The following is a 13,193-nucleotide window of genomic DNA, read 5'->3' as shown; positions in this document are numbered from 1 at the left end:
ATTTTTAGTATTATTATAATATAACCTTGTAAATCTATTTATTTGTGTTGGTCTAACTGTCTATTATGCCTCGAACAGATATCAAAATCGATTCAGAAATTGCACAGCTATTGCGGGAATATGCTTTCAAAAAACACAAAAAATTCCGCGGTGCGATAAAGACTGAAGCTGAAATTGCAATTAAGGAACATGTGCGGAGGTGTGAGGATGAAAGATCTTGAAGTTCTCAAAACTCACCCTCTTATCCAGAAGTTTGCAGCAGTACACAATGACCCGGAACTGTATATGATTATTGAGAAAACAAATCCAATACTAAAAATGTTGGTTGACTTTGCCAGTGAAGTTATGGAGGCAGAAAAATGACCCTTGCTCCAGTAATCAAAGTAAATGAAGATGGAATCCCCGAAGAATTAAAAATGCTTCCTCAATGGATACTTTGGAAGCTCACAAAAGAAAAGGATAAAGATGGGAACTGGAAGGATGTAAAAAGACCATATCGTGCAACCAGCAAGAAATCAGACCCCAATAAGTGTGGTGATGAGTTGGCAAGCAGCACTGATCCTAATACCTGGTCGACATATGATGAGGCCATCCATGATTATAAGACGGGAAACTATGCAGGTATTGCTTTTGTGATTGAAAATGGTTTTATTGGAATGGACTGGGATGACATCAAAAATACAGAAACTGGCGAATATTATTCCGATGCACTCGCAGAGATTCACAGTATGGGTAGTTATGCAGAAATCTCGCAAAGTGGCACCGGTGTACACGTAATAGGAAAAGGAAAGGTCCCCAGTGAGAAAGGTGTTAACATGCCTAGTGGTGAGATGTACGATCATGGTCGTTTCTTTGTAGTCACTGGCCAACATTTAGATGGTACACCCACAGATATCAATGATGTTCCAAAAGATGCGATACAAGCAATGTATAATCGACTAAAACCTGAAAAGGAGGAAGGAACTTCCAAGTCGGCGTTTTCATTCACGAAAAGCCCAGAACTAACTGATGAAAAAGTCATATCTTTATGTATGGGTGCCAGGAATGCGGATAAATTCGAAGCATTATATGAAGGGTACACATCAATGCACGAGGGAGATCACAGTGCAGCAGATCAGGCTCTTTGCAGTATCCTTGCGTTTTACACACAGGATCTCTCGCAAATTGACCGGTTATTTAGGAGATCACAACTTATCCGTCCAAAATGGGATGAAAAACGTGGAAATCTCACATATGGGGAGATGACTATACACTTTGCACTTGATGGCCTTACTGAAATATACACTCCTCCGACCTATGAGAGAGACAATGATACTGAAAAAGATGTAACCGAAATAAGTCAGGAAGAACTAAAGGAGCTGGCTATCAAACAGAAAAACAGGCGCATGGTTGACCTAAAAGAGGTCTTACCTGAACAACATTTGATCAATCAGCTTACATCGTGGATGAGCAGCATAACAGATGGGTATTACGAGTATCAGGTTACTTCAGCCCTTTGGATGCTGTCGGCAGCTACACAGGGTAAGGTCGAGCTACGGTTGAAACAGGAAGTAGTAAAACCGAATATATGGGTGATAGTGTTGGGGAAATCTACAACCAGCAGAAAATCCACAGTTGTGAATAAAGCACGAAGTATCTATGCAAGTGCTACAGATACCACACTATACAATGATGACTATTCAATTGAAGGCTATCTGGAAACACTTTCAGAACATCCAATATGCAATTTTGTAAGGGATGAAGCTGCAGGACTTTTTGCAAAATACCACAAAAAGTATAACGAGGGGATTTTTGAAGCAGAGTGCGCGATTTATGATTGCCAGGACTACAAGAAGACACTTGCTTCAGGAAAAAATAACAAGCCGAAGGAGTATGTTGTCAAGTCACCGTGTGTGACTCATCTCTATGCCTCCACTCCGGATAATTTCTCCAGATACATGCGAATTGAAGACTTCGAGTCCGGCTATGGTTATCGTTTCTTGTATGCGTATCCTAACTATAGACATGAGCGAAAGCCGCTAGAGGTTGAAACGAAGGAAGATGTCAATATGTGGGCAAAGCTTCAAGCCCGTATCAGGATATTGTATAACCACTTCAAAGATTGCAACATGATTCTTTTCGAAGTTGATGATGATGCAATGGAATATTATAATCAGATATTGGAAGCTCTTGAAGATGAGGCTGAAAAAGCAGATAATGATATGGTTAATTCTGCAGTAGGCCGTGCACAAGTACACATACTTAAGATTGCGATGTTGATTGAAATAGGGATGCCTGAAATAAGTACTACTATGCACAAGAGGAGTATTATATTAGCCTCCTCTCTTGTAATTGATTATTTCTTACCTTCCTGTCTGAACATTATTGATCGCCTTCAGGAAGATATCCGATACAACCAGATTGAAAAAGTAGTCTCTGCTTTAAGACGTCTGGGTGGGACATCTGATCGATCACGCCTTTTGCGATACTCGAAATTAAAAAAGAAAGATTTCGATGATTGTATTGAAACGCTACTGGAATCAAAAGCAATATCTGAACACAAAGTAACAGATACCGGTGCTATGGCTTATGTGCTACTGGATGACAGTAAAAAGATAAACATCGATACAAGCAAGAGTTTTCACAAACTTCGCGCGCTTCACGAACTTCACTGTTTCACAGAGGGAACAAAAGGTGAGGTGAAATTGGTGAAGAATCAGGATAAAGGTGGTAATAACACAGCTATACGCGCAACTTTTGAACATGATATTACAGATGATACGGTGAAGTTGGTGCAATCAGTGAAACAAGAGAATGGTCATGGTCTGGACTTGTTCAAACTGGAACAATGGTGCCATAAGTGGGAAGAAACCTTGCAGGAAACTATCAACTCAAGTAACTATGTTGGTGTAACCCACGAGTATTGTAGAAAACACAAGGTCCCTCCAGACCAACTCAACAATGTAAAGCGAGTAGTCATGAGAATCTTCAATATTGACGATAAGCAGAAGGGGGACTATAACTGACATATAATTGTCAACCACCTCGGAAATGCAACAATATGGAGGCCGAAAATGATAAATGAAACCAGCATTGACTCGGATTGCTTAAAAAAATTAAACCGTGATGGGCTTTTATCTCTTTCATCAGAGGTAATTCAGGACATCTACGATCGGGTCAAAGTACAGCGCTTCAGGGAGCGTGAGGGTGACAATATCAAACTGAAGTACCTAAGAGTTCTTATGACTGCCATCCAGACCCACAACATGGTCCTGAGGGATGAAGAGCTTGAGGATGTCAAGGCAAGACTGGAGCTGCTCGAGGCGGCATGTGAGGAGACCAACAGATGAGCATCATGGCACTTGAACGTAAGCTCAAGCTGCTGGAGAGACGCATAAACGGAACTGGAAAGTTCCATGCGTTCATTTTTATTGAAGGTAGTCCTGAGGAAGAGGCAGCTATGACGCAAATTGCAGATATTGAAGAGCATGAACCTAATGCGGATGTGAATGTAATTAGGATTTCAAGAGTAAAAGAAAATCAAAGCTACTATTCTTAAGATTACTCTTTGGACTGAGGGAAACATATGTCTGTTGAATTACTTAAAATGACAACACATTTATTTTAGAAATAATTGTATTGCATCCACTTTAAAAAGAAAGTAACTTCAAAATAAGAGTGAAATTAAAAAAGATAAGAAGGATTGTTTATCAATCCTTCCTTCTGTAAATAACATATGCTGATAACAGAATGCCAGTTGTCAACATTGTGCTGAAGCCTGGAGTTGCCTCAGTTTCTGCTTCCATTTCATATGTTTCTTCAACAACTTCCTCTTCAGGTGTTTCCTCTTCAGGAACTATTATGGTTGCATTACCAATGCCATCTGAACTGGAAGTGGTATTCTCTTCCATCTCTTCAGTTTCTTCCTGAACTGGTACGATTACTGCATTACCAGTGCCACCGGAGGAACTACGCTTGGAGGAACTATCATCAGAGGAACTGTCACCGGTGTCAACATTATTGACTGTGATACTAATGGTTTCTGAATCACTCAGAGCGCCATCGGAAACAGTAAACTCGACCAAATAAACCCCAGACTGGGAGCTGGAAGGTGTCCACGAAAATACACATGTACTGTCATTAAATGTAGCACCTGTGGGAAGATTATCGGAGGTATAGGTTAGAATATCACCGGCATCAGCATCATCGGCAGTAATTGTGAAATTGAGATTTTCAGTCTCATTAATGCTTTGATCACCTATTGGGAACAACACAGGAGCATTGTTTTCTTTTATCTTGGCAAGGCATATGTTACGATTATCACCATTATATATTTCACCGACTACAATATATCCACCATCGGAGGTATGTTGGACGGAGTTTGCACTACCAGACCCATACTTATCACCAATAGGAAGAATCCATTCCTCGAAACCTGTATCGTTGATTTTGATTAAGTACATGCCATGTGGATATTTTTCACCAGCTACAATATATCCATCATCGGAGGTCTGCTGGACAGAATTTGCATAGTCACCAGTATAAGTTGCATTCCATTCCTCGAAACCTGAGTCGTTGGTTTTGACAACGAACATTTCATCATCACCATAATATGAGTCACCAGCTAGAATATATCCACCATCGGAGGTCTGCTGGACAGAATTTGCAACCTCTGTTATAAATCCCACGCCTGAAGTTACAACCCATTCCTCGGAACCTGTGTCGCTGAGCTTAACAAGCAATGCGTCACCCTCAATGGCACCAGTAGTACCTGAGTAGGGAACCTCTTTTTCACCAGCTACAATATATCCACCATCGTTGGTCTGCTGGACAGTCATTGCCATGTCATCAAGACCACCATCATAGGTATAACTCCATTCCTTGGAACCCGTTTCGTTGGTCTTGATAACCCACATGTCATAATCATCGTAATTATCACTCTCACCGGCTACAATATATCCGCCATCAGAGGTCTGCTGGACAGAATATAACGTCTCATCATAATATCCACTGTTACCAAAGGTTACATTCCATTCCTCGGAACCTGTGTCGTTGGTCTTAATAAGCCACCCGTCATCCCATCCATAAAAAGTCTCTTTACTTCCAGCTAGAATATATCCACCATCGGTAGTCTGCTGGACGTACTCTCCATATTCACGTTCATCCCCACCAAAGGTTACATTCCATTCCTCGGAACCGAGGTTGTTGGTCTTAATAAGCCACATATCATAAGAACCAGAGATATTTGCGGAACTAAGTATGATATATCCACCGTCGGAGGTCTGCTGGACGGACCCTCCATATTCGTTTTCATCCCCCCCAAAGGTTACATTCCATTCCTCAACGCCTTCTGCAGCGCTTGAAGCTCCCGCTGTTATTAAAGCTAGAACAATTGTTAAAATCACCACATACTTTTTAATTAAAATCACAACCTATATTATATTTTAAGCTCTTCCTAGTTTTAGGTTTTAATATTTATATTTTTGTACTATTTATTGCAGAAATATGAAAAATTATTTTTAAACCCCATGTATTGTGGAATAGGAGCACATCCATTTTGAAGAAATCAAATGTAATATAATTTCATACTCTTTACAAAAAATGGTCCATTAACAACTTTAGAGAGGAAAAAAATCAGCATCACAAAAATAAAAAGTTCGTGGAGAATTTTGTATTCTCCACACTTATGCAATTATTTTGTTTGGTGGATTTTTATTGCTCCTCCACCAATTGCTGTTGTTGGATCTTCGCCCTCATCTGCTCCCAACATATTGTCGTAGACCACAGCATCGCCATCGTCTTTATCCCATATCTTTATCCTGAACATGTCAACCTCTGTGCTTGGTGTGAGTTCTGCGTCGATTGCGGTCAACATAAATCCATAGTTGCCTTCACCATTGATCGTACCAGTTCCCTTGTATTTGGCCTTTGAACCTGCAACAACGAGCCACTCATATTCATCAGAATGGAAATTCAGATCAGCCACCTTGAACTGGAACTCAGTTGAACCTGTAGGCACAGTTGCTCCCTTCTTGTATTTGGAAACAAAACCAAATGTGGCTTTTCCAGTAAGAGCAGGATCAGGGAAATAAGCACCTTCTGGTGACTCAATCCATCCACCACCAGTCACAAATCCACCATCGGAGTCATAGACAACAACATATTGATCAGAAGTTATGGAAGCAGAACCTTGGTCATCATCTGTTACTGTTAAACTAATTTTGTATACTCCGGCACTCGTGTATGAGTGAGATGAGTAATCTGCATTTAAAGAAGAAACACTAACATCAGATGCACTGTCACCCTCACCCCAATCTATAGTTACTGTGTGTGTATCTAAAGTTCCTACATCAGTGTAGTCTGAACTGATTGTTAGAGGTTCATTTACTGATATAGGCTCAAATGGGAAAGACAATGAGATTCTTTCCGGTGCAACATTGTTCACCCTTACAATAGTAGATGCAGTATCAACGCCCCCATCATCATCAGAGACAGTTACAGTCACAGTATATTCGTCTGATTGTGTGCTACTAGGATCATCATCCAGATACTGGTGAGTTTCACTGAATGCAGTAGTTTCTGCTGGATAGCTGAAGGTTTCAGCATTAGTACCGTCACCCCAATCTATTACCACCTCAAAGGTGTCAAGGAGTCCAAGGTCATTGATGGAACCAGAAACGGTTGCAATCTCATTTTCATTTATAGTATTTTCAATTTCAATTGCATCCACAACTGGTGCAACATTGTTGACAGTTAATGTTGTAGTAGCAGTATCTGTAAACTCACCATCATTTACTTCGAGCGCGACGGTTCCAGTATAGTCATCATCCCAAGTGTATGTTGCTGTAGGTTCTGATGATTCGTAGTCACATATACCATCGTTATCGAAGTCCCACCTGTAAGTAAGAATATCCCCATCAGGATCTGATGAACTTGATGCATCGAACTCTATAGGCATCCCTTCAAATGCAGGGTCTGGAGTGGTTGAAGAAATTGTGGCCGTTGGTGCATTGTTTGAGATTGGTGGTGTTATTTGAAGAATCACAAGACCAGTTGTCCCATCGGCTACGTAGGCATAATTGCCTGAGACAGCAACACCTTTTGAGTTATCAGCCGTATCGTAATTTCCTGCAAGTGTTGGTGCTTCTGGATTGCTGACATCCACGACAACAAGGCCATTCGAATTATCGGCTACGTAGGCATAGTCGCCGGAGACAACAACATCGCATGCAAACCCAGCAGTGTCGCAATTACTCGCAAGTTTAGGTGCTGCTGGGTTGCTGACATCCAAGATAGCAAGACCATTCGAATTATCGGCTACGTAAGCGTAGTCGCCTGAGACAACAACACCCCTTGCATCATTAGCACCATAATTACTTGCAAGTTCAGGTGCTGTTGGATTACTTATGTCAACGATAACAAGACCATTGTCTTTGTCAGCTACATAGGCGTAGTCGCCGGAAACATCAACACCAAATGCAGAATCAGTATCATACCAGCCTGCAAGTGTTGGTGCTTCTGGATTTCTGACATCCACAATCACAAGACCATTAGTCCAATCGGCTACGTAAGCATAGTCGCCTGAGACAGCAACACGCCATGCATAACCATCAGTATTATACTTGCCTGCAAGTTTAGGTGCTGCTGGGTTGCTGACATCCACGATAACAAGGCCATTCGAATTATCGGCTACGTAAGCGTAGTCGTCTGAGACAACAACACCTCTTGCATCATTATCAGTATCATACCTGGCCGTAAATGCTGGTTCTGATGGTTCACTAATATCAACAATCACAAGACCATTGTCTTTGTCAGCTACATAGGCGTAATTGCCGAAAACATCAACATCAAATGCATAACTGGGAGTATCATAATGGCTTGTGAATTCTACATCCATCTCTTCTGAGCTCGCCATAGTCACTGTTGTCGTAAGAGTATCAGTTCCAATACCGCCATCATCATCTGTTACTGTGAGGGTGACTGTGTAGGTTCCACTATCTGTGTAAACATGTGAAGGTGTCAGGGTTCCGGATTCTGTAAAACCGTCACCAAAGTCCCACAAGATTGTGTGAGTATCGAGGAATCCTACATCACTGAAAGTTCCAAAGAATCCAACATTAGAACCTTCATGAACGCTCTGGTCAGATCCTGCATCTACGACTGGTGCAACATTGTTTACAGTTAATGTTGTAGTAGCAGTATCTGTAAACTCACCATCATTTACTTCGAGAGTGACGGTTCCAGTATAGTCATCATCCCACGTGTATGTTGCTGTAGGTTCTGATGACTCGTAGTCCCATATACCATCGTTATCGAAGTCCCACCTGTAAGTAAGAATATCCCCATCAGGATCTGATGAACTTGATGCATCGAACTCTATAGGCATGCATTCAAATGCAGGATTCGGGAAAACTGAAGAAATTGTGGCTATTGGTGCATTGTTTGATACTAATGGTGCCATGTGAAGGATAGTAAGACCTTTGTACCCATCGGCTACGTAGGCATAATTACCGGAGACAACAACATCATTTGCAGAGTCACAAGCATAACTACCTGCAAGTGTTGGTGCTGTGGGGTCACTGACATTCACAATAACAAGACCATTAGTCCGATCGGATACGTAGACGTAATTGTCGTAGGCAGAAATTCCGATTCCACTAGCACCAGAATTATAATTTCCTACAGGAATTGGTGCTGTGGGGTCACTTATGTCAGCTATCACAAAACCATTTAAATAATCTAATACGTAAGCATAGTTGCCGGAGACATCAGCTTCGTGTGTATAACTCGCAGGATCACAATTTCCTACAATTGTTGGTGTTGAGGGGTTGCTGATATCAATAATTAATAGGCCATAGGAGTTATCTGCAAGGTAAGCGTAGTTGCCGTAGACAGCAACATCGCGTGCATAATAATAAGTATCACATCTACCTGCAAATGTTGGTTTTGAGGGGGTACTGATATCAACGATCACAAGACCATTGCTGTAATCGGCCAGATAGGCGTAGTTGCCGGAAACATCAACACCAAACGTATAAGGAGAAATATCATAATTTCCTGCAAGTGCTGGTGCTGAGGGGTTGCTGATATCAATAATCAAGAGACCATTGATATAATCGGCTACGTAGGCGTAGTTGCCAGAGACAGCAACACCTTGTGCTGAAGCACCATAGCTTCCTACACGTGTTGGTTTTACAGGATCACTGATGTCTACGATCACAAGACCGTTGGAAACATCAGCTACGTATGCATAATTGCCGGAGATAGCAACATCACATGCACTACCAGTATCATAATTGCTTACAAATGTCACGTCTATTTCTTCTGCACTCGCCATAGTAACAACACTCAGCATTAAGAATGCAAAGAGGATACCAATACCAAACTTCCTAAATAATTCGTTTCTCATTAATACGACTCCAAATTTTAGCCTCATAAATCAAAGAAGAGACAATTCCTCACATCAATTCTTAAACATCGTTAATATAGTTATTTGAATTACTAAAAATTCGATGAGAATTGCTTTAGAATCGGAGTGGAGGCCAAATGGGCAGTTTACAAAATGGGTACTTGCTCTCTTATTGGGCGGTATGATTGAATTGATTCTTATCTATGCGCTAAGAGATACAATGGGGTCCTTTGATCTGTTAGCTTCTATCACTGCGTGGATAATATGTATTGTACTGACAATACTTTTAGGCCTAAATACGAGGAAAGAAACTCGTTGGTTATGGTGACCATATCTCGTTTACTTCCATTTCGTTACAGCAAGTGGGTGCACTGATTCCTATGACTCTTGCATAGGCAGGCTCAGTTGTATTCATGGAACTTTATGAAAATATCTGTGCGGGTGATACGTCTGCCCAATATTGTGAGAAGTTTTGGTAATGGCTAGTTGTGGCTCCCAGCAGATACAATCCTGTTTAATCTCTGGTCAAAATCACGCATAAAACATCAAGGTTAAGTGCAAAAAAAGCAAATAAACAGATACTGAAATCTTGCGAGTTTCAATATCTGCTTAGGACTTTCTAAACATTTTTAGCGGACCCGGTGGGAGTTGAACCCACGACCCCCGGGTTAGAAGCCCGGTGCTATATCCTGGCTAAGCCACGGGCCCAAAATTGTTATTCTGGGCGGATGAGATACGACATGGGTGTTTATGCATAAAAGCCTTTTGTACAGGAGAGTTTGATCGGGCTAATTTCATGGTGAAATGTAAGATTTGGTCTCAATATATGGACATATGGCAAAATAAATTTATTCATTCAATACTTTTTTGTATAATGTACTTGTCCGGATATCAGGTATTAACAACAGAGGCCCAAATAATCATACAAATCATTCTCATCCCAGGACTCATTTTCTTTGCACTAATGACGCTTTACAATCTGAAAAAAGCAACCAGTGAGGAGACCAGCTACCTTCCGGCGATCTTTGGTCTCCTAATGTTCGCCTCAACCCTGCTGATCCTGCTTGGCCAGGCCCTGATCGGTAGCTTTGGATTCATCATTATTTTGCTTCTGGCTCTGTTTTATTCTAAAACGATCTCAGAAATGAGGATGAGTCAATTCATGAAGGGAATGGAGGGCATAGAGACCACTTCTTCTCCTGCATTAAAGGACATCTTGAATCTAAGGTTCTGGGCTGTTTATGCACTGAACAAGGGTTCACGAAAGGCGGCTTTCGGCTGTTCCTTATTCCAGGCCGGTTTTATGTTCTTCATTTTTGTATTGATGACATCGTTCTCTGATATTTACCTGAATATGCTCGTTCTGGTTCCTGCTGCAATTGTCATATTTGTAATGGGATGGTATGAGTATGAATCGATCTTCAGGAAATATTCTGAACAGCAGGCTATGAAAAGTTCAACTGAGCAGGAACATTCCTGACCCTGGCTTTCCAATTATTCTCATTTTTTGTAATTCACTGTTTAAGTAGCACTTTTACTCTCCTCAGTATTTCGACTGGTACAAATATTCATATATAACATAGCTATCATCAGGAATACAACATTTACAAAAACGTACCTTTAATTGGTATTATTAAAGAGGATTCATATGAGCGAATTACTGATCTATTACAACGGTGAGTTTGTCACAAAGGAAAATGCAACGGTTTCTATCTACGACCACGGTTTCCTGTATGGTGACGGTGTCTTTGAGGGAATCAGGGCATACAATGGTCGTGTTTTCAAGCTTCAGGAGCATGTTGACAGACTGTACGATTCTGCAAAGGCTATTGCTCTTGAGGTCCCGATCTCAAAGGAAGAGATGAGCGAGGCTATCCTTGAGACATTGAGGAAGAACAATCTGACCGATGCATACATCCGTCCTATCGTTACACGTGGTATTGGTGACCTCGGTCTTGACCCACGCAAGTGCCCAAAGCCAAGCATCTACATCGTTTCACAGGAATGGGGTGCAATGTATGGCGATCTCTATGAGGTCGGTCTCAAAGCAATTACCGTCGGAATCAGGCGTAATGCACCGGATGCATTATCCCCTAACATCAAGTCACTGAACTACCTGAACAACATCCTTGCAAAGATCGAGGCAAACGCAAAGGGTGGCGATGAGGCTATCTTCCTTGACCAGAACGGTTTCGTCTCTGAAGGTTCCGGAGATAATATCTTCGTCATCAAGAACGGCAAGGTCTACACCCCGCCAACCATCAACAACCTCAAGGGTATTACAAGGGCTACTGCTATTGAGCTTCTCGAGGAGCGCGGATATGAGGTCATTGTCGGAAACCTCGGCCTGTTCGACATGTACACCGCAGATGAGATCTTCGTCACAGGTACCGCAGCAGAGGCTGCACCTATCACAAAGCTTGACGGACGTCCTATCGGCGATGGTTCTGTTGGTCCTATTACTAAGGTAGCAGTCGCTGCTTTTGAAGAGGTCACCGGCAGCATAGGTACTCCGATCTTCGAATGATCATTTTTCGATCATTCTTTTTTCTTTCTTAATTTGAACTAACAATGCCACGGAAAATATTGCGGGACCTGCTTTCCATTGAGGATGCCAGGAGCCTTTTTGAAGGAATTTATGTCCGTACCCATGTAAGGTCAATGCCTATTGAGACTGCAACAGGGCGTGTTCTTGCAGAGGACGTTATTTCAGGCATAGCTGTCCCGGATTTTGATAAATCCTTAAGGGATGGGTACGCTGTACGGTCAGAGGACTTGCTTTTGGCAAAGGAAGATCCGGTTCCCTTAAGGCTGGTCGGATTCTCTCCGGTGGGTCAGCTTTCGCAATATCGTGTGAATGAGATGGAGGCCGTAGAGGTCGCAACAGGCGGTCCTATTCCTGAAGGTGCCGATGCCGTGGTGATGGTGGAGGACACTGAACTTCAGGACGGTAATGTTCTCATAAAAGTGGCTGCTAAGGCAGGTCAATATCTGCTACATGCGGGTCTTGATGTTGCAAAGGACGAGCGTGTGCTTCGTAAAGGTACACGAATGGGGGCACGTGAGGCAGGTGTGCTTGCAGCTATCGGAAAGAGGGATGTGGATATCCGTTCCATGAAGGTTGGTATTATTTCCACCGGAAATGAACTAACGGTCCCGGGAGAACCTCTTGATAGTGGCAAGATCTATGACTGCAATTCCTATTCTCTCTATGCCAGTGTAACGGACTGCGGTGCAGATGCTGTTTCCTATGGAATCGTGAAAGACGACAGGGAAGCGTTCAGGGAAGCTGTGGACAGGGCAATTGCAAAATGTGACCTTGTGCTTACATCCGGCAGTACGTCAGCAGGACCCGATGATTTCATGTACAGTATCATTGAGGAAAAGGGTAAGGTGCTGGCACACGGGCTTAATTTCAAGCCGGGAAAACCTGTGATCCTGGGGATCATAGATGAGGTTCCGATCGTAGCTTTACCGGGGCACCCGACTTCTTCGCTTACAGTTTTCTATGAGTTCCTTCTGCCGCTTATCAGGAGATGCCTGGGAGCTTCTGAACATATGAAACAGATGGTTGCCGGAGTTTTAGAGGAGGATCTCAATTCTGGTGGCAGGCATGAGCTCCATGCTGTCCGGGTGGAAGGGGACAAGGTCTTCTCCGTCAGTAAGACATCAGCTTCGATCACCACTCTTGCAGGTGCGGACGGGTTCATTGAGATCCCTGCGGATGTGCCAATACTGAAGAAAGGAAGCGATGTAGAAGTTATCCTTTTTGAAGGTGTATACAGGTAATTTCCGGGTCTTCTAA

The 13,193-nt window shown here is 42.3% G+C and carries 9 protein-coding genes and 1 tRNA gene; 7 read left to right on the top strand and 3 right to left on the bottom strand.

Features of this window, described 5'->3' with window-relative positions:
* The first annotated feature begins 207 nt into the window (after positions 1-207).
* The 4 genes from J7W08_RS09215 to J7W08_RS09200 are packed head-to-tail and all read left to right on the top strand — an operon-like array spanning position 208 to position 3,538.
* Complete coding sequence (locus J7W08_RS09215) at positions 208-363, top strand: hypothetical protein (protein WP_233084186.1); 156 nt, start codon at positions 208-210, stop codon at positions 361-363.
* Entirely contained in the window at positions 360-3,005 is a 2,646-nt protein-coding gene (locus J7W08_RS09210) for a phage NrS-1 polymerase family protein (protein WP_233084185.1), read from the top strand. Before J7W08_RS09215 ends, J7W08_RS09210 begins: the two co-directional genes overlap by 4 nt.
* A gap of 48 nt (positions 3,006-3,053) precedes the next feature.
* Complete coding sequence (locus J7W08_RS09205) at positions 3,054-3,329, top strand: DUF8136 domain-containing protein (protein WP_233084184.1); 276 nt, start codon at positions 3,054-3,056, stop codon at positions 3,327-3,329.
* Positions 3,326-3,538 carry a hypothetical protein gene (locus J7W08_RS09200; protein ID WP_233084183.1) on the top strand — a complete coding sequence of 71 codons (213 nt, stop codon included), beginning with the start codon at positions 3,326-3,328 and terminating at the stop codon, positions 3,536-3,538. The genes J7W08_RS09205 and J7W08_RS09200 overlap by 4 nt, the downstream gene beginning before the upstream one ends.
* A 151-nt stretch (positions 3,539-3,689) precedes the next feature.
* On the opposite strand, the gene J7W08_RS09195 is transcribed toward J7W08_RS09200, so the two are convergent.
* From J7W08_RS09195 to J7W08_RS09175, 3 genes are all read right to left on the bottom strand, one after another.
* Positions 3,690-5,387, bottom strand: a complete 1,698-nt coding sequence (locus J7W08_RS09195; RefSeq protein ID WP_233084182.1) for an Ig domain-containing protein — start codon at positions 5,385-5,387, stop codon at positions 3,690-3,692.
* A 284-nt stretch (positions 5,388-5,671) separates the two neighbouring features.
* Positions 5,672-9,388, bottom strand: coding sequence for a PKD domain-containing protein (locus tag J7W08_RS12275; protein ID WP_310742487.1), 3,717 nt, complete (start codon positions 9,386-9,388; stop codon positions 5,672-5,674).
* 633 nt (positions 9,389-10,021) lie between these two features.
* Positions 10,022-10,096 (bottom strand) — tRNA-Arg (locus tag J7W08_RS09175).
* Positions 10,097-10,352: 256 nt separating this feature from the next.
* Here J7W08_RS09175 and J7W08_RS09170 point away from each other — a divergent pair.
* The 3 genes from J7W08_RS09170 to J7W08_RS09160 all read left to right on the top strand — a co-directional run bounded on the left by J7W08_RS09170 (position 10,353) and on the right by J7W08_RS09160 (position 13,177).
* Positions 10,353-10,868 (top strand): hypothetical protein, encoded by a 516-nt coding sequence (locus J7W08_RS09170; protein WP_233084181.1) that lies wholly within the window; start codon positions 10,353-10,355, stop codon positions 10,866-10,868.
* Positions 10,869-11,036: 168 nt separating this feature from the next.
* Positions 11,037-11,915, top strand: a complete 879-nt coding sequence (gene ilvE / locus J7W08_RS09165) for a branched-chain-amino-acid transaminase (RefSeq protein ID WP_048195766.1) — start codon at positions 11,037-11,039, stop codon at positions 11,913-11,915.
* Positions 11,916-11,959: 44 nt separating this feature from the next.
* The gene (locus J7W08_RS09160) at positions 11,960-13,177 is read left to right on the top strand and encodes a molybdopterin molybdotransferase MoeA (protein ID WP_233084180.1); all 1,218 of its coding nucleotides are present in this window, start codon (positions 11,960-11,962) and stop codon (positions 13,175-13,177) included.
* Positions 13,178-13,193: the final 16 nt, after the last annotated feature.

Source organism: Methanococcoides orientis, assembly GCF_021184045.1.
Lineage (GTDB): Archaea > Halobacteriota > Methanosarcinia > Methanosarcinales > Methanosarcinaceae > Methanococcoides > Methanococcoides orientis.
Note: the sequence above shows the minus strand (reverse complement) of the source record. Positions and strands in the feature narration are given on the sequence as shown.